This window comes from Superficieibacter electus, from assembly GCF_002915575.1.
GTDB classification, from domain to species: Bacteria; Pseudomonadota; Gammaproteobacteria; order Enterobacterales; family Enterobacteriaceae; genus Superficieibacter; species Superficieibacter electus.
Genome location: NZ_PQGD01000007.1, coordinates 137739 through 159324 on the forward strand (window position 1 = coordinate 137739; position 21586 = coordinate 159324).

General features: G+C 55.5%; 18 protein-coding genes. 9 read left to right on the forward strand and 9 right to left on the reverse strand.

The features are described from left to right. Positions 1 to 346 precede the first annotated feature (346 nt). Both ahpC and ahpF read left to right on the forward strand, forming a co-directional pair. Positions 347 to 910, forward strand: a complete 564-nt coding sequence (ahpC, locus tag CHU32_RS10360; protein WP_103677163.1) for an alkyl hydroperoxide reductase subunit C — start codon at positions 347 to 349, stop codon at positions 908 to 910. A gap of 240 nt (positions 911 to 1150) precedes the next feature. Continuing rightward, positions 1151 to 2716 carry an alkyl hydroperoxide reductase subunit F gene (gene ahpF / locus CHU32_RS10365; protein ID WP_103677164.1) on the forward strand — a complete coding sequence of 522 codons (1566 nt, stop codon included), beginning with the start codon at positions 1151 to 1153 and terminating at the stop codon, positions 2714 to 2716. Positions 2717 to 2784: 68 nt separating this feature from the next. On the opposite strand, the gene uspG is transcribed toward ahpF, so the two are convergent. Continuing rightward, positions 2785 to 3213 (reverse strand): universal stress protein UspG, encoded by a 429-nt coding sequence (gene uspG / locus CHU32_RS10370; RefSeq protein ID WP_103677165.1) that lies wholly within the window; start codon positions 3211 to 3213, stop codon positions 2785 to 2787. A gap of 181 nt (positions 3214 to 3394) precedes the next feature. Continuing rightward, positions 3395 to 3805, reverse strand: a complete 411-nt coding sequence (rnk, locus tag CHU32_RS10375) for a nucleoside diphosphate kinase regulator (RefSeq protein WP_103677166.1) — start codon at positions 3803 to 3805, stop codon at positions 3395 to 3397. Positions 3806 to 4052: 247 nt separating this feature from the next. Between rnk and CHU32_RS10380 the strand changes: the two genes are divergently transcribed. Both CHU32_RS10380 and CHU32_RS10385 read left to right on the forward strand, forming a co-directional pair. After that, positions 4053 to 4883: an alpha/beta fold hydrolase gene (locus CHU32_RS10380; RefSeq protein WP_103677167.1), complete on the forward strand. Its 831-nt coding sequence runs from the start codon at positions 4053 to 4055 to the stop codon at positions 4881 to 4883. A gap of 93 nt (positions 4884 to 4976) precedes the next feature. Then, entirely contained in the window at positions 4977 to 5828 is an 852-nt protein-coding gene (locus CHU32_RS10385; protein WP_103677168.1) for a helix-turn-helix transcriptional regulator, read from the forward strand. A gap of 3 nt (positions 5829 to 5831) precedes the next feature. Here CHU32_RS10385 and ptsP read toward each other — a convergent pair whose 3' ends face one another. From ptsP to dcuC, 7 genes are all read right to left on the reverse strand, one after another. Further along, a complete protein-coding gene (gene ptsP / locus CHU32_RS10390) occupies positions 5832 to 8327 on the reverse strand; it encodes a phosphoenolpyruvate--protein phosphotransferase (RefSeq protein ID WP_103677169.1) in 2496 nt (831 codons plus the stop codon). A gap of 22 nt (positions 8328 to 8349) precedes the next feature. Next, positions 8350 to 9390, reverse strand: coding sequence for an aminopeptidase (ypdE, locus tag CHU32_RS10395; RefSeq protein ID WP_103750839.1), 1041 nt, complete (start codon positions 9388 to 9390; stop codon positions 8350 to 8352). Then, positions 9381 to 10475 carry an aminopeptidase gene (gene ypdF, locus CHU32_RS10400; RefSeq protein ID WP_103677412.1) on the reverse strand — a complete coding sequence of 365 codons (1095 nt, stop codon included), beginning with the start codon at positions 10473 to 10475 and terminating at the stop codon, positions 9381 to 9383. The genes ypdE and ypdF overlap by 10 nt, the downstream gene beginning before the upstream one ends. Positions 10476 to 10491: 16 nt before the next feature. After that, positions 10492 to 11736, reverse strand: a complete 1245-nt coding sequence (locus CHU32_RS10405) for a PTS fructose transporter subunit IIC (RefSeq protein WP_103677413.1) — start codon at positions 11734 to 11736, stop codon at positions 10492 to 10494. 20 nt (positions 11737 to 11756) lie between these two features. Beyond that, positions 11757 to 12086 (reverse strand): PTS fructose transporter subunit IIB, encoded by a 330-nt coding sequence (locus tag CHU32_RS10410; RefSeq protein WP_103677414.1) that lies wholly within the window; start codon positions 12084 to 12086, stop codon positions 11757 to 11759. A gap of 176 nt (positions 12087 to 12262) precedes the next feature. After that, the gene (rna, locus tag CHU32_RS10415) at positions 12263 to 13057 is read right to left on the reverse strand and encodes a ribonuclease I (protein WP_103677415.1); all 795 of its coding nucleotides are present in this window, start codon (positions 13055 to 13057) and stop codon (positions 12263 to 12265) included. Positions 13058 to 13173: 116 nt separating this feature from the next. Then, complete coding sequence (dcuC, locus tag CHU32_RS10420) at positions 13174 to 14547, reverse strand: anaerobic C4-dicarboxylate transporter DcuC (RefSeq protein WP_103677416.1); 1374 nt, start codon at positions 14545 to 14547, stop codon at positions 13174 to 13176. Between the two features lie 353 nt (positions 14548 to 14900). Between dcuC and CHU32_RS10425 the strand changes: the two genes are divergently transcribed. The 5 genes from CHU32_RS10425 to CHU32_RS10445 are packed head-to-tail and all read left to right on the forward strand — an operon-like array spanning position 14901 to position 21477. Continuing rightward, on the forward strand, positions 14901 to 15290 hold the full coding sequence (locus CHU32_RS10425; RefSeq protein ID WP_103677417.1) for a hypothetical protein: 390 nt from the start codon (positions 14901 to 14903) through the stop codon (positions 15288 to 15290). Positions 15291 to 15344: 54 nt separating this feature from the next. Next, entirely contained in the window at positions 15345 to 15662 is a 318-nt protein-coding gene (locus CHU32_RS10430) for a copper-binding protein (protein WP_103677418.1), read from the forward strand. Between the two features lie 12 nt (positions 15663 to 15674). Beyond that, positions 15675 to 16931 (forward strand): TolC family protein, encoded by a 1257-nt coding sequence (locus tag CHU32_RS10435; protein ID WP_103750840.1) that lies wholly within the window; start codon positions 15675 to 15677, stop codon positions 16929 to 16931. Next, positions 16928 to 18361 (forward strand): efflux RND transporter periplasmic adaptor subunit, encoded by a 1434-nt coding sequence (locus tag CHU32_RS10440; RefSeq protein ID WP_103677420.1) that lies wholly within the window; start codon positions 16928 to 16930, stop codon positions 18359 to 18361. Before CHU32_RS10435 ends, CHU32_RS10440 begins: the two co-directional genes overlap by 4 nt. Next, the gene (locus tag CHU32_RS10445; protein WP_103677421.1) at positions 18358 to 21477 is read left to right on the forward strand and encodes an efflux RND transporter permease subunit; all 3120 of its coding nucleotides are present in this window, start codon (positions 18358 to 18360) and stop codon (positions 21475 to 21477) included. Before CHU32_RS10440 ends, CHU32_RS10445 begins: the two co-directional genes overlap by 4 nt. Positions 21478 to 21586: the final 109 nt, after the last annotated feature.

A 21586-nucleotide genomic window follows, 5' to 3' on the forward strand; every position in this document is an offset into this window, starting at 1 on the left:
ATCTTAATTGATAGTCTTAGTGATTAAATGGTGTAGGCTATCAGAGCCATAGGCAGGGCCTCTTAAATCCTGATTGCCCTTTTAACTATAGGGTGATGTAATCCCGCACGCTGGGACCCGGTCATTACTCGTCAGTCCATCGCTTCAGGCAGTATTGAGTCTGTTAACTTGTTCTTAACATTTATTGTGACTCTCTGCTACACGATTGCATTTATGCCCGGAGTTCACAACATCGTCATACGATGGTTGTTAGCTAACGCTTATTGATTTGATAATGGAAACGCATTAGCCGAATCACAAAAATTTCGTTAACTTACACCTCAACGAAAACACGGAGGAAGTATAGATGTCCTTGATTAACACTAAAATCAAACCTTTTAAAAACCAGGCGTTCAAAAACGGTGAATTCATCGAAGTTACCGAAAAAGATACCGAAGGCCGCTGGAGCGTCTTCTTCTTCTATCCGGCAGACTTCACCTTCGTCTGCCCGACTGAACTGGGTGACGTAGCGGATCACTACGACGAACTGCAGAAACTGGGCGTGGACGTTTACTCCGTTTCCACTGACACCCATTTCACCCATAAAGCATGGCACAGCAGCTCTGAAACTATCGCCAAAATCAAATACGCGATGATCGGCGACCCGACCGCTGCGCTGGCACGCAACTTTGAAGTGCTGCGTGAAGATGAAGGCCTGGCTGACCGTGGTACTTTCATCGTTGACCCGCAGGGCATCATCCAGGCAGTTGAAGTGACCGCTGAAGGTATTGGCCGCGATGCGTCTGACCTGCTGCGTAAAATCAAAGCCGCTCAGTATGTTGCTTCCCACCCAGGCGAAGTGTGCCCGGCTAAGTGGAAAGAAGGCGAAGCGACCCTGGCTCCTTCCCTCGACCTGGTCGGCAAAATCTAAATTTCCGTCGTCTTTCACGCCATAGCGGCGTTGGCGTCGCCTGCTCACCCCGGTCACTTACTCATGTAAGCTCCCGGGGATTCACAGGCTAGCCGCCTTGCTCTGACGCGAAATACTCAGGAAATTACTTCGGAACGGGTGCGTTGTGCCCGTTTCTTTTCTAACACCATGATTCAAGTTGCATTCAGGTAGCCTCACAAGGCGGCTTGCATGATGATGTTTTAAGCCCAGGAGATATCCATGCTCGACACAAACATGAAAACCCAGCTCAAGGCCTATCTTGAGAAGCTGACAAAACCTGTTGAGCTGATTGCCACGCTGGACGACAGCGCCAAATCGGCAGAAATCAAGGAATTGCTGGCTGAAATTTCAACGCTGTCAGAAAAAGTTTCATATAAAGAAGACAACACACTGGCGGTGCGTAAACCTTCTTTCCTGATCACTAATCCGGGCTCTGCGCATGGTCCGCGCTTTGCTGGCTCACCGTTAGGGCATGAGTTTACCTCACTGGTACTGGCGCTGCTGTGGACTGGCGGTCATCCCTCGAAAGAAGCGCAGGCGCTGCTGGAGCAGATCCGCGATCTGGACGGCGATTTTGAGTTTGAAACCTATTATTCACTCTCCTGCCATAACTGCCCGGATGTCGTGCAGGCGCTGAACCTGATGGCAGTACTGAATCCGCGTGTCAAACACACGGCTATCGACGGCGGCACGTTCCAGAACGAGATCACCGATCGCAATGTAATGGGCGTCCCGGCAGTATTCGTCAACGGTAAAGAGTTCGGTCAGGGCCGGATGACGCTGGCTGAAATCGTCGCCAAAGTGGACAGCGGCGCAGAAAAACGCGCGGCACAGGAGCTGAATGCGCGTGAAGCCTATGATGTGCTGATTGTTGGCTCCGGCCCGGCGGGCGCGGCGGCGGCAGTGTACTCGGCGCGTAAAGGTATTCGTACTGGCCTGATGGGCGAACGCTTCGGCGGTCAGGTGCTGGACACCGTGGATATTGAAAACTACATTTCCGTGCCGAAGACCGAAGGTCAGAAGCTGGCGGGTGCATTAAAAGCGCACGTTAGTGAGTACGCGGTGGATGTGATTGATTCGCAAAGCGCCTCCCGTCTGGTGCCTGCGGCGCAGGAAGGTGGCTTACACCAGATTGAAACGGCCTCTGGTGCCGTCTTAAAAGCGCGTAGCGTGATCATTGCGACCGGCGCGAAATGGCGCAATATGAACGTGCCGGGTGAAGATCAGTACCGTACCAAAGGGGTGACTTACTGCCCACACTGCGACGGCCCGCTGTTCAAAGGGAAACGCGTTGCGGTGATCGGTGGCGGTAACTCCGGTGTGGAAGCGGCTATCGATCTCGCGGGTATTGTTGAGCACGTCACCCTGCTGGAATTTGCACCTGAAATGAAAGCGGATCAGGTTCTGCAGGATAAAGTGCGCAGCCTGAAGAATGTTGACATCATCCTCAACGCGCAGACCACCGAGGTGAAAGGCGACGGTGCAAAACTGACCGGCCTGGAATACCGCGACCGCGTCAGCGGCGATGTTCATCACGTTGAACTCGCGGGTATTTTTGTGCAGATTGGCCTGCTGCCGAACACGACCTGGCTGGAAGGCGCAATTGAGCGTAACCGGATGGGCGAAATCATTATTGATGCGAAGTGTGAAACCAGCGTTAAAGGTGTTTTCGCTGCGGGCGACTGCACTACCGTGCCGTACAAGCAGATCATCATTGCTACCGGTGAAGGGGCAAAAGCTTCGCTCAGCGCGTTCGACCATTTGATCCGCACTAAAACCGCATAATTAAAAAGTAAGATAATACCTGCACTGTGAGCGGGCCACCTTAGGGTGGCCCTTTTTATTGGCCGCGATTAACGCACGACCAGTACCGGAATGGTCGCGTGCCGGATGACGTTTGAGGCATTGGACCCCAGCAGATGGGTGGCAATAGACGGGTTACGCGATCCGATCACCACGACATCGGCGTTTAACTCTTCGGCCAGTTCATTCACCGCATCGCGCACGCTGCCCATTCGGACATGTACCTTAATCCGCGAAGGATCGAGGGTGAAATGTTCAACCATGGTTTTTAAACGGGCTTCAGCTTCCTGCTGTAAATGCTCCTCAAAGCGACGTAAATCGGCAGCAAAACGCTGCATCGTCATGCTCGCAGAGCCTGGAAGGACATGCAGCAGATGAATGATCCCTTTCTGCTGCGCCAGAAATTCGGCATGGCGCACGGCTTTATCGCTCAGCGCCATTTCAAAAACGTCAACCGGCATAATGATGGTGTTATACATATCCATTCCTCCTTGTGATCATTGCTGATATCAAAGCATATTTTACTCCGGAGAGATGTTTGCAGGTTCGCAAAAATGGGTTGCTGGCGCGTGAGGAGGTGTAAAGTTTTGTATCCGAAGAAGGCGGAAAGAGGATGCGAATACATCCTCTGAAAAGCGACGGTGCGCTTAAGGCAGAAAGTTAACGCTGATAGTCACCGGCAGCTTCAGGCTGGTATAACAGCTCCAACACCTCAAGGTGTGCCGAGGTGCCGCCGGGCAATTCCCAGTGGATTGAACTGCCTACTTCAAGACCCAGTAGCGCCGCGCCTACCGGGGCGAGGACAGAAAGTTGAGTGCTGCTGTCGGTCATCTGCGCCGGGAACACCAGCGTTCTTGTACGTTCTTCACCGGTGGTCAAATCGCGAAATTTGACCGTGCTGTTCATACTCACCACATTACCTGGCAGTGATTCAGGAGGGCACATCTGCGCACGATCCAGTTCTGCATTCAGCGCGTCGGCAACCGGCAGCGCGGCATAAGCAGGTTTCTCCAGCAGACGGTCAATTCGCTCGGCATCAAACTCATTGATGATAATCGCAGGTCTGGACATTTTTTACTCCGTGTTATTGTTGAAAGCTATACGCTGCAAAATCCAAAAGAAAACCCCCACCTTCAGAGGTGAGGGTTAGCAGACCCCATCATACTGAGAGTTGGCCCGACTTTGAAGTGACCTGGCGCACAGAAGTCAGCGCCTGTGTCGCAGGCATTTTTTGCGACGGCCATCGCTTTTCATCATTCTGGCTTATGCTTTTAAACATCGTTGCATAGTGCAGCGCCCGGACACAACAGGAGTGCTCATGAGTCATTTTGATAAACTTACCCTGAAAGATGGCAGTTACCTTTATTTTAAAGACTGGGGAAGCGGTCAACCTGTCGTGTTCAGCCACGGCTGGCCGTTAACGGCGGATGCCTTTGAAGATCAGATGCTTTATCTGGCCTCGAAAGGGTTTCGCGTTATCGCGCACGATCGTCGGGGTCACGGTCGCTCCGCGCAGCCCTGGGAGGGGCATAACATGGATCAGTATGCCGATGACCTGGCAGAACTGACTGCGCACCTTAATTTACAGAACGCCGTTCATGTCGGACATTCGACCGGCGGGGGCGAAGTGGCGCGTTATATTGGCCGCCACGGCGCAGATCGTGTCGCCAAAGCCGTACTGATTGGGGCAGTGACGCCAATTATGATCAAGACGGATTTCAACCCGGATGGCGTTGAGAAGGCGGTTTTTGACGGCATCCGCGAAGGCGTGATTAACGATCGGGCGGCATTTTTCTACGAACTGACAAAAGCGTTTTACGGCTATAACCGCTTCGGTACAAAAGAATCAAAAGAAGTGCGCCGCAACTTTGTCCGTCAGGGGTTGCAGGGGTCGATCAAAGCGCTTTATGACTGTGTCTCCGCCTTTTCAGAAACCGATTTTCGCCAGGATCTTCAGAAAATGACCATGCCTGTGCTGGTGATCCACGGCGATGACGACCAGATTGTGCCATTTGAGACCTGTGGCAAGGCGGCAGCGGAACTATTGCCGAATGCTGAACTGAAAGTCTATAAAGGCGGTTCGCACGGGATTTGCACTACCCATAAGCAGGATATTAATGTCGATCTGCTGACGTTTATTCAGTCTTAATATTCGGCCCGGCGTCACAGGATGGTCGCCGGGGCAAAAATCAGGGCAATTCCAGGGTAATATAGAGCATCTGTTTTTACCGGAATGCTCCCCATGCCTGTGCTGTCGCTGCCTGCCGATCAACAATTTTTTGCCGATCTACTCAGTGGTCTGGTGCTCAATCCACAGCGGCTGGGGCATGTCTGGTTTGCCGGCGCGCCAAAAATGGCAGCGGGAGAGCTGTTTATTGATTTTCCGCGCCTGGAAGTCGTGCTGCGCGGCGAATATGGCAACCGCCTGGAGCCAGACCAGCGGCGTATCGGGCAGGGGGAAATGCTGTTTATTCCTCCGCGTGCCGCCAATGCGCCATGCTTTGACAAGCCGGTGATGGTGCTGAGTCTGGTATTCGCCACGGCCTGGCTGGGTCTGGCGTTTTATGATAACCGCAGCGGCATAACCCCTGTTCCGCTGCGCAAAATTGAACTACCTCATCTCCAGCGTGGTGAGGGCGAGGCGATCCTGACCGCGCTTACCCTGCTCAGCCGTTCCCCGCAGGATCAGGATATCATCCGGCCATTGACCCTGAGTCTGCTGCACTTATGCCGAAAGGTCGTCAATACCGAGCCGGAGCGCACCCAGTCGCGTCCGGCGTTTTTATACCAGAGCATCTGTAACTGGTTACAGGAGAATTACGCTGAGCCGTTAACCCGCACCAGCGTGGCAGAATTTTTCACCATTACGCCAAATCATCTTTCCCGTCTGTTCAGCGAGCAGGGGACTATGAGCTTTGTCGATTATCTGCGCTGGGTGAGGATGGCGAAGGCGCGGATCATGTTGCAGAAGTATTCGTTTACGGTGGGAGAGGTGGCGCGGCGCTGCGGCTATCCGGACAGCGACTATTTTTGTCGGCTGTTCCGGCGTCAGTTTGGGCTGACGCCGGGAGAGTACCAGGCGCGCTTCCAGTAACGGTCAGAACGTCAGTTCTGCGTTGAGCAAATCAAGAATCGCCTGCGCGTCGCGCGCCGAGAACAGCGACTCGCGAAAGGCTTTATTAACCAGCTTACGCGCCAGTTGCGAAAATACTTTTACGTGATTGATCGCTTCATGTTCACCCAGGGTCAGCATAATCACCAGTTCGACCTCACCCATCTCCGACTCCCAGTCGATTGGGGCGGGCAGGCGGGCAATGCTGATGCTGGAATGGCGTATCCACGGCGATTTCGTATGCGGGATCGCCACGCCAAAACCGACGCCGGTGGTAACGATTTCTTCCCGCTGCCAGATATCCTCCTCCAGCTCAACCGGCCGGTCGGTGCGCCCGTTAACGGCCAGATTGCCGCACAGATACTGAATCACCTGCTCCTTGCGCGTGAGATTATCCAAAAAGCAGATATTTTCCAGTGCCAGCAGCGGACGCGCATCTTCCTGCGGGGCAAAATCCGCCAGCAGCGTTTCAATGTCGTCGGCACTGCGGCATTCACAGGCGTTATCGGCCAGTTGACGACAGGCCTGGCTATCAAGCTGGCGCAGCAGACTTTTAATTGCCGGAATGCGCGGGCCGCTCATGCTAAGCTCATCCAGCTCCATGCCGAGCAGCAGCGGCAGATAACGCGGTTCACCGCCCAGCTCGCCGCAGATGCCCACCCATTTGCCGTGGCGATGAGCCACGCTTACGATCTGGCGCAGCATGCGTAGGAAGGAAGGGGTAATCGGGTTGTACAGCGGTGAGACGCGCGGATTATTGCGATCGACCGCGTACAAATACTGCGTCATGTCGTTTGAGCCGATGCTGAAAAAATCCACCTCGTCACAGAAATGGTCGATGATATAGCAGACCGACGGCACCTCAACCATGATCCCCAGTGGCAGGCTGGCGGCGTAGCGTAGCCCCTGCGACTGGAGCTGGGCACGCACCCGCTCCAGCTCCTGTTTCACCCACAGGATCTGATCCAGGCTGTGCACCATCGGGATCATCAGCAGCGCATTGCCAAATGCCCCGGCACGCAGAATCGCCCGCAGTTGTGTGCGGAAAAGATCGGCAAATTCCGGATAAATACGCACCGCCCGATAGCCGAGGAAGGGATTCTCTTCCTGCGGAATGTTCAGGTAAGGAAGCGGTTTGTCTCCACCGATATCCATGGTGCGGAAAATTACCGGTTTGCCGTTTGCGGCCAGCAGTACCTGCTGGTAGGCTTCAAACTGCTCCTGTTCATCCGGCGCTCGTTCCCTGTCCATATACAGCATTTCGCTGCGAAACAGCCCCACGCCCTCCGCGCCGAGCGAAAATGCCCCCGGTGCTTCCAGTGCGCTACCGATATTGGCCGCGACTTCGAGACGTTTGCCGTCGAGAGAAAGCGCCGGAAGGGCGGCCGCCTGTGCCTGCTGACGGGCCTGATTGTCGGCAAGCTGACGCGCAATGGCATAATAGCCTTTGATTGCTTCGTCAGGCTGCATGACCAGCACGCCGCACTGACCATCAAGTACCGCTTCACGGCCTGCCAGCGGGGCAAGTTGCGCCACGCTGATACCGCTGAGCACTGGCACCGAGGAGGCGCGCGCCAGAATTAAGGTGTGTGACGTGCGCCCGGTTTTTTCCAGTACCATGCCGTTGAGCTGGCTAAGGTCAAGACTTAAAAACTGGCTTGGCGTCAGGTCTTCGGCAATCAGCAGCGTTGGCCGGGTCAGCGTCTGGCTGACCTTCTTGCACCGATCCGGCCAGGTGATATGCAGGAGCTGTTCGCTAATATCACGGATGTCACTTACCCGCTCGCGCAGATATTCACTGCTGGAGGCGGAGAGTTTTTCGCTGATCTGCTCCATGTTAACGATAATGGCCGCTGCCAGCCCCAGCCTGCTTTCCCGCATCAGACGACGAATGTTGCTGGCAAACTCTTCGTCCTGAATTAGCGACAAATGGGCGCTGACGATAGTTTTACTTTCGCCGCCTAACACCTGAAGCTGCTGGTTGAACTGCTCGGCGAGCGCGGCGAGGCTGTGCTCAAGCCGGGTATTGTCTTCCGGGCTGGCGGCGATGGCGCGGTAACTTTCAAGGCTGTCGCTTTGCCAGAGGGTCAGGACGCCGCTGCCAATCCCGCCAGCGAGGACGTTACCGACGAGAAGATCGGGATTGAGCCGTGAGAGCGAACGGGGCAGCGGCTGGACGAGCGGGGCGGCATTAACTGGCTGCTCGCTGTCACTGTCAATAAACCGGTGTTCAAGATAGTTTTCCAGCGCCCGGCGCGCCTGTTCTTCATCGCTGCCAGTGATTTCAAGGCTACAGCTATCGTTAAAGAGCGTACCGGTACCAATCAGCGCCAGCGAGCTTTTCGCATCCGCCTGACTGTTCAGCCGGTGGTTAATAAAGCGGATATCGCTCTGCCACTGGCTGCACTGCTCTTTCAGTTCCCAGGCGGGACGCGCATGCAAACCGTTCGGCAACGGGCAGAGAAATGGGATAGTTAACATAACGGCTCCTGTAAACGCAAAATCAGCATCTGAAATCCGTCAGATGCGCTACGGTTTCGGCGTTAATGTGAGTAAGCAGCGCCACCAGAAGCTGGTGGGTAAGGGCAATATCATTACCGTCGGCAATTGAGGCGGCGCAGTGGCCGTGTCGCGTCGGCGTGCCAAGCACGATGGTTGGCACGCCGGTGCCGCTCAGATGCACTGCGCCGCCATCGGTGCCGCCGTTGCTGAACATATCGTGCTGAAGCGGTATGGCTGCGCCAGCGGCAATATCGTCTACCCAGGCGGCCAGTTTCGGCGGGGCCATCATGGATTTATCATGCAGCACCAGCATCGGCCCTGCGCCGGTTTGACGGTGGTTATCACGCCCGTAGTCAAAATTCTTCGCCCAGCAGGCGGTGTCGAGAACAATCGCCAGGTCCGGGTTAACTTTGCGGGTGGCGGTGTGGCCCCCGCGCAGACCGACCTCCTCACTGGAGCTGGCGACCAGCCAGATTTCCGCATCCAGCAGGGTGTGGTGTAATTCGCGCAGCAGTGATATCAACAGATAACAGCCGAGGCGGTCGTCAAACGCTTTACCCAGAAACTGATTGCGCGGCAGGGCGCTGAAGGCGGTGGCGAAAGTAACGCGATCGCCAGGCGCAATGCCGGCATTTTCCACCTCTTCAGCGCTGCGCGCGCCAATATCCACGCGCAGTTTTCCAACCTCATTACCCTGACGTTCTCCTTCCAGTAGCCCGCTGATTTTTTGGCCGTCGTGGGTGGTGATACGTACCGTCTGTAGCTCGCGTGCGGCCATGCGAACGTTGCCAACAGGCAGAACATCAATGGCTCCGGTGCCGGAAATACTGCGCACAATAAAGCCCACTTCATCCATATGTGCGCAGACCATCACCTTCGGCCCGCGGCTTTCATTCAGACGAATAAGTACCGAACCCAGGCCGTCAAACAGCACCTCTTTGCCGTGCTTATCTGCTTCGGCGAGGATAATTTGCCGCACTTCCTGCTCGGCGGCGGCAATGGCGTCCGCCTCGCTTAATGCTTTGAGTAATGCTACATCCATGATCCTTCTCCTGTCGGCAGCAGCGTTTTGGGCAGGGTGTAAAGTACCTCCGCGCCGTCTGCCGTAACCAGTACAACATCTTCTATGCGCACGCCGCCTTCACCCGCAAGATAAATACCTGGCTCCACTGTCAATAGCATGCCGGGCTGTAAGCGCGTGGCGTCAGTGGGTGAGAACCGGGGATTTTCATGCACATCAATACCAATGGCATGGCCAGTGTTATGGCCGAATTGCGGACCATAGCCTGCCGTGGTAATGACATTGCGCGCGGCGGCATCAACCTCGCAGCAGGCAACGCCGGGACGGATGGCGGCAATTGCCGCCAGTTGCGCGGCAAGCACGGTGTGATAAACCGACCAGAGCGGCATGTTTTCCGGGTCGGAATAGCGCCCCGCCACCAGAAACGTGCGCGTCATATCAGAACAATACCCCTGGTATTGGGCACCAAAATCGAGCGTTATCAGTTCACCTGCCACGATAACCTTCTCTGAGGCTTTACCGTGTGGCAGCGCACCACGCGGGCCGCTGGCAACGATGGTATCAAAGGACGGTTTTTCCGCCCCCTGTTGTTTCATAAACCATTCCAGCTCGGCGGCGACCTCGCGCTCGCGCATTCCCGGCTGGATAAAGCGGCGGATATGGTCGGCGCTGCAATCGGCAATCCGGCAGGCTTCGCGGATGACCGCGATTTCCTGCGGCGTTTTGACCTGCCGGAGTGCATCCAGCGAGACGGTGACCAGCGTGGCATTGAGCAGTTGTTGCCATTGACTGCCGGTTTGCCAGCTGACCTGCTCGCCTTCAAAACCCACCCGCAAAAGATTTTCTCTAGCAATAACCTGATTAACGATCGCCGGCATCGGCTTACTGCTTTCCATCAGATGCAACTGATAGCCGCTGGTCTGCTCCGCTACCTGCGCGTAGTAGCGAAAATCCGCCAGGATATGCGCCGTGTGCCGGGTGACCAGCACATAGCCTGAGCTGGTGGCAAAACCCAAATGCGGCTGCTTGTTTTGCCTTGATGAGATCAGTACCGCATCAAGCTGTTGTGCTTCAAGCCAGGCGCGAAGTGTCGCGAGCAGCGTCATGCTATGTCTCCTTATCTTACAGCGAGTCGATCAGCAGCTTGCCCTGGCGATAGCGCATATTGCGCAGGAAAATGACCATCAGTGCGGTGATCAGCGCGCCAATTAAAATGCCGAGCATATAGACCCCAAGGTTGGTGACTAATGGCCACGCCCAGATGGCGGATTCCGGGAACCACTGTACCGCCCCGAGCCACACTGCGGTGGTCGAACCGACTATTGCGCCAGTCATATAGGATGGAATAGCGGTGATTGGGCTTTCCAGCGCAAACGGGATTGCCCCTTCGCTGATCCCCATAAAGGCGAGGAACATGGCGGTTTTACCCTGCGGATAAAGCTGGGCATTGAACAGACGTTTGCCGGTTAAGCGGCGATCGAGGATCGTTGCCAGACCCAGGCCAATGGGCGGGATCACAATCGCAATAGAGCGCGCAGTGACGGGCAACACATGATCGGTTGTAAAGCTGAAGGCAACGAAACCGGCGGCTTTATTAATCGGGCCACCGAGGTCGATGGCTGTCGCGGCAGAGATACCGGCGGCATACATTAACACGCCTTTCTCTCCGGCGGCGGTAAGCAGGGTGCGAATACCGCCGTTGATCCAGCCGCCAAACGGCGTGATGACATAATACATTGCCAGCATCACAAAAATAGCGGAAAGGATGGGTAGCAGAAAAGTCGTTTTAAAAGCCAGCAGGAAATCCGGCAACTGGATTTTCTGGTTCATCCACTTCACCAGATAGCCCGCTACGATGGAGATAATCAGCGCGCCGATAAACGTCGAAGGCACGGGTGCCGTGGTGACCCATTGCAACGTTGAAGGATCGAAATTGAGCACCTGGGTCGGCTGGGTGGACATCAGGCCGCCAATAAATCCGGCCGGGAAGGCCAGCTTGCCGCCGATGGAGTTCGCCACAAATGCCGCAAACATGGGAATGGCAAAGCCGAACAGCACACCGCCAAACGACTGCGACAGCCAGGCAAATTTCAGCAGTGACAGGTCAAAGCCAGTGAATTTGCCTGAGTTAAGCGCGTCCATGATGCCGGTGTCAGCCGGAATATGCAGCCAGCTGTAAGCAATAAGCTGTGAAAATGCGAGGATTACCCCACCCATGATCAGGGTGGGAACCATCCGCGAAATACCCGACATCACATGCTGGGGCAGTTCGCCCCAGAAACTCGTGCGGGTGGCCGACGTGTTTTTAATTGCCGCAGCCCCGGAGGAGCCGGGGGCTACGGTGGCACTGCGTTTTTTAATGGCCATAGAGGTATCCCTGGAAACGATTATTGTTGTTCAGCGGCAATTAATTCTTCGATTTCTTTAATAATGCCCGCCGCGTTTTTAATGGCGTCCTGAAGGGTGATTTCATAAACGTCACGGGTCTCAAAACGTTCGTTATCTTCCGGGGTGACGGCGACGGAGTGGATGATAATATCGGCCTCGGCAATATCCTGTGCCGTTAGCCGATTCTGAATACCGTCCGCGCCCTGAGTTTCAATTTTGATCTCATCGTAACCCGCTTCCTGCGCGGCCTCTTCAAGCGCCTGAGCTGCCATAAATGTGTGTGCAAGGCCCATGGGACAGGCGCACAGTGCAATAAATTTCTTAGCCATGATGAACTCCTTTTAATAAAGACTGAGCGGATTATGGTCAGGAAAAAGGAGGTGAGTTAGCGGACAAATGATGCATTCACTGTAAAATTAATGCACAAAATCTGAAATGTGACGTGCATCCGCTTATAAGCAAACAGCATGAAAACCCGCCGAGCGGAACGCCAGCGGGAGAACGGTCAGTAACCGACAGCGTCGAGAACGAACGATTGACTACAGTTGCCGGGATGCGGCTGCGGCAGAAAAGAGGTGGCGCTGAGCGGGGCGTTGATGGCGGACGATTTAATGGTTATTTGAATTTCTGTCAAATAAGCCGGATTACCGTTACAGGTGAGCTTAAAGGCATTGACATTCCTGACACCCCAGGCGCGGGCAATAGCGTAATTAAACGTCGCCCGGTCAATCGTTTTTCCGTAGTTTTCTGCGATAAACGCGCCCAGTGGGCTTTGTCTGACCTCCTGATTAAGGCGCACCATCGTGGCGACCCAGGCATCGGGATCGAAACCAAAGCAGACGCCGTGTTTGGCATACTCATAACGTTCCAGGCAGGAGGTACCGCCCGCGCCTGGCATGACGCCGTTAAGTTTATCGGCCATTTCCAGCGAAATGCCGGTCTCAGCCGCCTGGCATTTACGGTTAGCTCTGGCTTCCGGCATGTTCGGGACGGGGCGTGAAGCGCAGCCAAACCGCATCCAGCGCCGGTCGTCAACGCCGCGCGAGGCTATTGATTTGGGCAGGCCCGGCCACAGGCCGTGAACGGTAAGAAACGTGGCTTTATCGTCACTCTCTTTTTGCAAACGACACTCGTCAGGCTCGTTACGCTGCCTGTCGTGCTGGCTCTGACAAAAGCCGGTCTGCCAGGAAAGCGCCAGTACGTAGCGGTCAAAATCAGCATAGCGGGTGGCGACAAGCGGTGTTGCACCCGCGCTGGCCGCGCACAGCAGCGTGACACAGGCGATACTCTTCCTGAACATTTGTGATCCTGATGGTCTGACTCAATTAATTTCTGAAGATTATTAAAGCACAAAATGACGGCATAAGGCGTGCCGGGAGGGAAAAAGCCCGGCGACGTGCGCCGCCGGGCAAACAATCAGGGCGTGGGCAAACCGGGAACGAGGATTTCTGTGGCCACAATCACCACAATCAGACCGACGATAACCGGCACAGACGTGCGTTTCACCACTTCAAAAGGTGAAATTTTCGCCATCCCGGCCACCGCAACCACGACGCCGGAAACCGGGGAAATGGTGCGCCCGAGGTTAGATGCCTGCAGCATCGGAATCGACAGGTACGCCGGGTTGATGCCTGACTGGTGCGCCAGTTTGGGGATCATCTCTACAAAGGCGTAAAAAGGCGCGTTACCGGAGCCAGTGGTCATGGCCGCCAGCATGGTGAGTACCACCAGTACCAGCATCAGGATAATACTGGCTGAACCAAAGGAGGTGGCAATGGAGATCAGACTCTGAATAAAGCCGATAGTGCTCAGCCCCTGTGCAAACACGCCCGCAGCGACCAGCAGCATGACCACGCTGGCAAAGGCATCCGCCATACCGCGCCAGGCAACATCCAGCCCGGAGAAGACCTTCTGAATATTAAAGCCGCGCAGGAATTCCAGTACCGCCGCCAGCAGCATGCAGATCACCAGAATGGCGATAATATGCAGTTCCGGCCCCCATTTACCGTCGAAAATCAGTACGCCGATAATCGGTGTAAACGGCAGAATGGCGTAGAAGGACGGGGCGGTGGTGGTAATTTCGTTGACATCAAGCATCTCGTGAGTGATGTGCTCTTTCTTATCCAGATAACGCTGCCAGAAGAAATGGGCAATCGCCATACTGATAATGGCAGCGATCGAAATAGGAAGCGTGGTTTTAAAGGCAAAATCAATCAGCGGCATTTCGGCGGCTTTTGCCGCCAGTACTACGTCACCCGAGGTCGGAGAGAGAATAATCGCGGCCGGAGAGGCGCAAATAGCGGCGGCAGCACCGCGGCTAATGCCAACGTTGACCATCACCGGGAACAGTGTTGCCATCAGCAGCACACCCAGCCCGGTGGCAGAGGAGACGGCAAGCGACATCAGGCAGGCAACGAAATAGGCGGCAATCATTAAAATATAGGGGGAGTTGATATAGCGTAGCGGTTTAGAGGCCAGCTTAACCACCATATCATTGGCACCAATATGCGTCATGTAGGCGGCAAATCCGCACAGCATCATGATCATCATCCCGAGGTCGCCACCCCGGCTCATCAACAGGATTTTGATATATTCGACGATATCGGTAGCGGAATAGCCCGTGCTGGGATTAGCTGCGGGTAAAATTTGATGTCCCAGAATGGCGCTGAGGATCAGCAACAACAGGCCACCGACAAACAGTACGCCGGTAGCAGAATAACCTTTGATGATGTATCGGGCGACGCCGACAATCACCACTACTCCGATAAGGAGTTCAATAAACGTTAACATTATTATCACCTGTGACGTGGTAACCCAGAGAAAATCCTGCCTGAACAGTAATATGTAAATAATCTGCGGGAAATGTGCCGAAAAAATGGACGAAATGTGCTGATAAAAATCAATAAACGCGTGATTAGAAAGCGCGGTGAGTATAATTCATTCGTGTCGTCAGTGGCAGATGAAATATTCATTTTGTGAATATGCATATGCTGCAAATATGATATTGATATGCTAAATAAAAGTTAATATTGGTTGAAATGTGGTCTTAATTAAATCGAAACGTAAATAAGCTAAAAATTGCTTTAATTTAAAAAAGCAGGCTGCGTATACTCGCCTCACCATTCATTGATTTGTGAAATGATATGCACGCCTGCTGGAGCAACCGTCTGCGCTTTGTGAAAAAGCATCTGCTGATGCTTTTACTGGCGTTTGGCTGGCTGCTGCTCCAGAGCCAGATGGCGCTTGCATCACATGATTGTGCCATTACCCCACAGGGTGAAACGGTCATGATGCAGCATCTTGATCACCAGATGACGCATTCCCAGGTCGCGAAAGCACCGCTGTGTGATAAACATTGCATTCCTGACACGGCGCAAAAAATCGATCATCCGCCGCTGGTTGCGCTGCCAGTCGCGATCGTGCTTGCGGTGACACCGCTGCCGTGTCAGACCGCGCCGTACGGCGAGTGGTCGTTAACGCCACCCGCGGTTGGTCCTCCCGCCACCATCCGTTTCTGCCGCTTTAGAGAGTAAGCAACTGATAACACGTAATTTTTTATCTTAAATTCACGATTATCAGGAGTTGCTATGTCTATTTTTTTCCGCGCGCTGGCTGGCGTGCTGCTCGGTTTGTCCCTTCTCAGTGCGCAGGCGCACGATCATCAGCATGCCGCCGCCGCAGGTCCGGTGTATCACGCCCAGGGCATCATCAAAAAAATTACCCCTCAAACGGTGACTATCGCGCATCAGGCGATTACCGATCTTCACTGGCCGCCCATGACCATGCAGTTTGCCCTGCCGTCCAGTGGCGAAGGTACCTCACTGCATCCCGGTGATAACGTCGATTTCACTTTTGTGCAGGGTGAGGCATGCTACCAGATTGTTTCACTGACCGCGCTGCGCTGATCCGGAGGCCATATGAAAATCCCTGCGCTGAGCCTGTGGCTCGGCGGGGTCTTGCTCGGTCTGGTTCACGTCACTGCCCTGGCAGAGTCGTGGACCCTCGCGCAAACCCAGGCCGCTGCCCGGCGCGATTATGCCGGACTTTCCGCCAGTCATAACGAAGCCCGCGCGCTGACGTCGATGGCGACTTCTGCCCGCGAATTGCCGGACCCTAAGCTGAAATTTGGTATTGAAAACCTGCCCGTGCAGGGCAGTAACGATCGCCGCTTTACCCGCGAAGGCATGACGATGCAGCGCATTGGTGTGATGCAGCGCTATGTCAGCAGCGAGAAGCGTGAACGCAAGGCGCTGACCCTGGAGGCGCAGGCGCAAAGCGTGACGGCCCAGTCAGCGGCGATTGAGGCAGCGCTTCAGCGCGACGCTGCCCGGGCGTGGCTGGATCTGGCGCTGTCAGAAAAGGCATTGGCGACGGCGCAGCGGGTGGTGGCGGAAACTACCCGCCAGCAGTCGGCGCAAACGGTGAGCGTCGGTACCGGTGGCGCGATGCCCGATAGCGTACCGGCGCTACAAATGACGCTCAGTGCGATGCGCGATGAGGTCACGCTGGCGGAACGCGACGTGCAGCTTGCCCGCGCCCAATTAGTGCAGCTCACCGGCGAGCCGGTGACGGCCATCGCCGGGGCGCTCCCGCCTTATCAGCGTTTACCCGCCGATGAAAAATCGCTTCTGGAGGGCATTACGCTGCATCCGGAAGTGATCGCCGCCGCCCGCGAGGCGGATACCGCCACATCACGCTCGGCACAGTCGGCGATTGCGGCTATTCCGGATGTCGAGGTGGAGCTGTACTACGCCCACCGTGCCGAAGGATACGACGATATGGCCGGAGTGATGTTTACCGTGGACCTGCCGTTGTTCCAGTCGCGCCGTCAGGATAACGATCATGCCGCAGATGTGGCGCTTTCGATGCAAGCGAACGATCGCATGGCGCAGACCGTGCGGGAACATACCGCCCAACTTAGCGCGCTGATTGCCGGGTATCAGGCGGCGCAAACCCTCTGGTTGCGCCAGCGTGATGACATTCTCCCCTTACAGCAGCGCCGGCTGGCGTTGTTAACCGCACAGTATCACGCCGGGCAATCATCGCTTTCTGCACTGCTGTCAGCGCGTCGCGACCTGCTTACCAGCGAACTGGCCGCCAATAAAGCGGAAAAAGAGGTTGCCCGTAACTGGGCGGCGATCCGCTGGTTGATCCCTCAGGAGATAACACAATGAAAAAAGGAATACTGGCGGCGCTAATCCTCGCCGCTTTCGCCTCCGGCGCGGGATATTACGCAGGGAAAAAAGCATCACCCTCTGATGCGCAACCCGCAGCGCAGACAGAACGAAAAGTGCTCTACTGGTACGATCCTATGGTTCCCGACCGACGTTTTGATAAACCCGGCAAGTCGCCGTTTATGGATATGCCGCTGGTGGCCCGCTATGCCGATGAAGCCCCCGCCGAAGGCGGCGTGACGATCAGCGCCCAGCAGCAGCAGAATCTCGGTATGAAAGTCGCGATGGTCGAAAAACGGCAACTAACGGCGGATTTCTCCGCGTTTGCCACCGTCACCACCGACGAACGTAGTCTGCGTATCATCCCGTCCCCCGCCTCCGGGGTGGTGGAAAAACTGTATGTGCGTGCGCCGCAACAGTGGGTAAAAGCGGGCGAGCCGCTGGCACGGTTGTGGATACCAGACTGGACGGTGGCGCAGCAGGAATATCTGGCGATACGGCAGCTTGGCGATGCCGCCCTGACCCGCGCCGCGCGCGAGCGGCTGGGTTTGCAGTTTATGCCTGCGGCCATTATTCGTGAGCTGGAACGCAGCGGCCAGCCGCAAACGCGCATGACCCTGCGCGCAGAGCGGGCCGGTTTTGTGGCAAAACTGGAAACCCGTGAAGGCGCACAGGTCACCGCTACTGCGCCACTGTTTGAACTGGCTTCGCTCGATCCGGTATGGCTGATTGTTGATTACCCACAACATCAGGCTGCCTTGCTAACGCCGGGACGCGAGGTTATTGCAGTTTCTGATAGCTGGCCCGGCGAGCAATTTCACGGAAAAGTGAGTGAACTGTTGCCCCAGCTTGAAACCACCACCCGCACGTTGCGGGCGCGTATCGTGCTGGAGAATCCGCAGCAAAAACTCAAACCCGGCATGTTTTTAACCGTCAAGGGTGAATCCGCGACGCGGGGATCAGCCGTGCTGGCGGTACCGGAGGAGTCGATTATTGCCACCGGGAAGACGACCCGCGTGCTGCTGGCCGATGATAAAGGACACTTCAGGCCCGTGAGTGTCACCGTCGGTACCACCGCCGATGGCTGGACGGAGATCGTAGACGGTCTGCAGGAAGGCCAACGGGTGGTCACCTCCGGCCAGTTCCTGATCGATTCTGAAGCCAGCCTGCGTAGTGCGCTACCGGAACAGGCTGCGGTTAAAACCTATGAAACCACGGGCGTTGTTCAGGCGCTGGACGGCAACACCATTACCCTTGCACATCAGCCGGTGCCTGAACTCAACTGGAGGGCGATGACCATGGACTTTACGCTTAGTCAGCCCGCCACCGCGATCAGGGTGGGTGACAGCGTGATGTTTAGTTTTACGCTGGATGATGCGCAGGGCGCAACGATCGTCCACCTGATGCCGGCCGGGGAGGGGATGAAATGATTGCTGCCGTTATTCGTGCCTCGCTGCGCAACCGCCTGCTGGTCATCCTCGCCGCCATTGGGATGGCTATCTGGGGATTATGGGCAGTCCAGCGCGCGCCGCTGGATGCGCTACCGGATCTCTCGGATGTTCAGGTCATTGTGCGCGCCAGCTATCCGGGCAAAGCGCCGCAGATTATTGAAGATCAGGTGACATGGCCGTTGACCACCTCAATGCTGTCGGTGCCGGGGGCAAAAACCGTGCGCGGCTATTCCATGTTTGGCGATGCTTATGTTTACGTGCTGTTTGCGGATGGGGTTGATGTGTACTGGGCGCGCTCGCGGGTGCTGGAATACTTAAGCCAGATTCAGTCGCAACTGCCGGAAGGTGTATCAGTGACGCTGGGACCGGATGCTACCGGTGTTGGATGGATATATGAATATACGCTGGTGGATAGCACAGGTGCTCACAGCCTGGCCGAGTTACGTGCGCTTCAGGACTGGACGCTGCGCTACGAATTAAAAACGGTACCCAACGTTTCTGAAGTGGCAAGCGTGGGCGGGATGGTGAAACAGTATCAGGTGATCCCCGATCCGACGCGAATGCGGGCACTGAATATTACCCATCAACAACTGATTGACGCACTGAAAGCGGCGAATCAGGAGAGCGGTGGCGCACTGCTGGAGATGGGCGAAGCTGAGTATATGGTACGAACCACCGGTTATCTGCAAAGCATGCAGGCGTTCCGCCAGGTCGTGATCGCCAGTCGGGAGGGGGTGCCAGTGATGCTCTCTGATGTAGCAGATGTGCGTACTGGTCCGGAGATTCGCCGTGGCGTGGCGGAATTAAACGGCGAGGGCGAAGTGGCGGGCGGGATTATCGTTATGCGCTACGGGCAGAACGCACTGGAGACGATCCGCGCAGTAAAAAGTAAACTTAAGTCGCTGCAGCAAACGTTACCGGCCGGGGTAAAAATCGTGCCGGTTTACGATCGCTCGACGCTGATTGAGCACGCCGTTGAGACCCTCAGTCATAAACTGCTCGAAGAGTTCATCGTGGTAGCTGCCGTCTGTACGCTGTTTCTGTTTCACTTCCGCTCGGCGCTGGTGGCCATCGTCTCACTGCCGTTGGGTGTCCTTGGCGCATTTGTGGTAATGCATTATCAGGGAGTAAACGCCAATATTATGTCGCTTGGCGGCATTGCCATAGCCATTGGCGCGATGGTGGATGCGGCGATTGTAATGATCGAAAACATGCATAAGACGCTGGAGCAATGGCGGCACGATAATCCCGGCCGTCAGCCGGATAGCGCCGACTACTGGCGCATTTCAGAGCAGGCGGCAGTGGAAGTTGGTCCGGCGCTGTTTTGTAGTTTGCTGATTATTACGCTGTCGTTTATTCCGGTTTTCTCCCTTGAGGCCCAGGAAGGAAAAATGTTTTCGCCGCTGGCGTTTACCAAAACCTGGTCAATGGCGGTGGCCGCCGGGCTTGGCATCACCCTGGTGCCGGTGCTGATGGGCTATTTTATTCGCGGTAAGATCCCCGATGAAAAAGCCAATCCGCTTAACCGCTGGCTGATCCGCGCCTATGAACCGCTGTTGGATCGCGTTCTTCAGTGGCCGAAAGCCACGCTGGCACTGGCCTTTGTTCTGCTGATTGTCACCCTCTGGCCGCTCAGCCGCCTCGGCAGTGAATTTATGCCGCCGCTGGACGAAGGGGATTTGCTTTATATGCCCTCAACGCTGCCGGGGATTTCTGTGCGCGAGGCGACGCGGCTGTTGCAGCAGACCGACAGGCTGATTAAAAGCGTGCCGGAAGTGGAAAGCGTGTTCGGTAAGGCCGGACGCGCGGAATCGGCTACCGACCCTGCGCCGTTAACGATGCTGGAAACCACGATTCGTTTTAAACCCCGCGACCAGTGGCGTAGCGGTATGACGCCCGACAAGCTGGTGGCTGAGCTTGATCGCACGGTGACTATTCCGGGCATTGCCAACGTCTGGGTGCCGCCGATCCGTAACCGTCTCGACATGCTGGCGACGGGGATCAAAAGCCCGGTAGGTATTAAGGTGAACGGCAATAATATCGCTGATATTGAGCGTGTCGCCCGGCAGATTGAGGGCGTGGTAAAAGGGGTGCCTGGCGTGACATCGGCGCTGGCCGAGCGGTTATCCGGCGGACGCTATGTGGATATTAACATCAACCGTCTGGCGGCGGCACGCTATGGCGTCTCGGTACAGGAGTTGCAATCGCTGGTGGCTACGCTTGTAGGCGGCGATAATATCGGACAAACCATTGAAGGGCGCGAGCGTTATCCCATCAATGTACGCTATCCGCGTGAGCTGCGTGATAACGTTGATAAACTCCGTAACCTGCCGGTGCTTACCGCCAGCGGCGGACAAATCGCGCTGGGTGAGCTGGCAGAGATTGCGATCAACGAAGGCCCGCCAATGCTGAAAAGCGAAAATGCCCGTTTGTCGAACTGGATCTATGTTGATCTACGTGGGCGGGATTTAAAATCAGCCGTCGATGAGATGCAGCAGCAGGTGGCCCGGCAAGTCAAACTTCCTCAGGGGGTCTCACTTTCCTGGTCGGGGCAGTTTGAATATCTGGAGCGCGCCACCGCGAAGCTGAAAATAGTCCTTCCGGTGACGCTAATGATTATTTTCGTGCTGTTATGGCTGACGTTCAGACGTATTTCCGACGTTCTGCTAATAATGGGCACGCTACCCTTTTCACTTATTGGCGGAGTCTGGTTACTGTGGCTGCTGGGGTATAATCTGTCGGTGGCCGGGGCGGTCGGGTTTATTGCGCTGGCAGGGGTGGCTGCGGAATTCGGCGTCATTATGGTGCTGTATCTGAATCATGCTATTGAGAAATATCGGCGTCTTGAACCTGGTGGAGGAAATACCACGCTGTTGCGTGCCATCCATGAAGGCGCGGTATTGCGGGTACGCCCCAAGGTGATGACGGTCGCCACTATTATGACCGGTTTACTGCCGGTCATGTGGGGCAGCGGCGCAGGCTCAGAGGTAATGAGCCGCATCGCCGCGCCGATGATTGGTGGCATGATCACCGCGCCATTGCTTTCTATGTTGGTGATCCCGGCAGTATATAAATTGCTGCATCGGGCGAAATAAACTGTGTGCGCTCGTGAGGGCGCACTATAGTAATAATTAGAGAACTATCTGCTTTCGTTAAACCTTTATTTAGCTATCTTGTGTTAGTTTGCCGGGCAATTGAATAGAG

Excerpts from the sequence above, each read along its gene's own strand:
- CHU32_RS10425 (WP_103677417.1), top strand. The coding sequence starts at position 14,901 with ATGCACGCCTGCTGGAGCAACCGTCTGCGCTTTGTGAAAAAGCATCTG.
- CHU32_RS10435 (WP_103750840.1), top strand. The coding sequence starts at position 15,675 with ATGAAAATCCCTGCGCTGAGCCTGTGGCTCGGCGGGGTCTTGCTCGGT.
- CHU32_RS10440 (WP_103677420.1), top strand. The coding sequence starts at position 16,928 with ATGAAAAAAGGAATACTGGCGGCGCTAATCCTCGCCGCTTTCGCCTCC.
- rna (WP_103677415.1), bottom strand. The coding sequence starts at position 13,057 with ATGTTCAGGAAGAGTATCGCCTGTGTCACGCTGCTGTGCGCGGCCAGC.
- uspG (WP_103677165.1), bottom strand. The coding sequence starts at position 3,213 with ATGTATAACACCATCATTATGCCGGTTGACGTTTTTGAAATGGCGCTG.
- CHU32_RS10405 (WP_103677413.1), bottom strand. The coding sequence starts at position 11,736 with ATGGCCATTAAAAAACGCAGTGCCACCGTAGCCCCCGGCTCCTCCGGG.
- CHU32_RS10410 (WP_103677414.1), bottom strand. The coding sequence starts at position 12,086 with ATGGCTAAGAAATTTATTGCACTGTGCGCCTGTCCCATGGGCCTTGCA.
- ptsP (WP_103677169.1), bottom strand. The coding sequence starts at position 8,327 with ATGTTAACTATCCCATTTCTCTGCCCGTTGCCGAACGGTTTGCATGCG.
- rnk (WP_103677166.1), bottom strand. The coding sequence starts at position 3,805 with ATGTCCAGACCTGCGATTATCATCAATGAGTTTGATGCCGAGCGAATT.
- ypdE (WP_103750839.1), bottom strand. The coding sequence starts at position 9,390 with ATGGATGTAGCATTACTCAAAGCATTAAGCGAGGCGGACGCCATTGCC.
- CHU32_RS10385 (WP_103677168.1), top strand. The coding sequence starts at position 4,977 with ATGCCTGTGCTGTCGCTGCCTGCCGATCAACAATTTTTTGCCGATCTA.
- ahpF (WP_103677164.1), top strand. The coding sequence starts at position 1,151 with ATGCTCGACACAAACATGAAAACCCAGCTCAAGGCCTATCTTGAGAAG.
- dcuC (WP_103677416.1), bottom strand. The coding sequence starts at position 14,547 with ATGTTAACGTTTATTGAACTCCTTATCGGAGTAGTGGTGATTGTCGGC.
- ahpC (WP_103677163.1), top strand. The coding sequence starts at position 347 with ATGTCCTTGATTAACACTAAAATCAAACCTTTTAAAAACCAGGCGTTC.
- CHU32_RS10445 (WP_103677421.1), top strand. The coding sequence starts at position 18,358 with ATGATTGCTGCCGTTATTCGTGCCTCGCTGCGCAACCGCCTGCTGGTC.
- CHU32_RS10430 (WP_103677418.1), top strand. The coding sequence starts at position 15,345 with ATGTCTATTTTTTTCCGCGCGCTGGCTGGCGTGCTGCTCGGTTTGTCC.
- ypdF (WP_103677412.1), bottom strand. The coding sequence starts at position 10,475 with ATGACGCTGCTCGCGACACTTCGCGCCTGGCTTGAAGCACAACAGCTT.
- CHU32_RS10380 (WP_103677167.1), top strand. The coding sequence starts at position 4,053 with ATGAGTCATTTTGATAAACTTACCCTGAAAGATGGCAGTTACCTTTAT.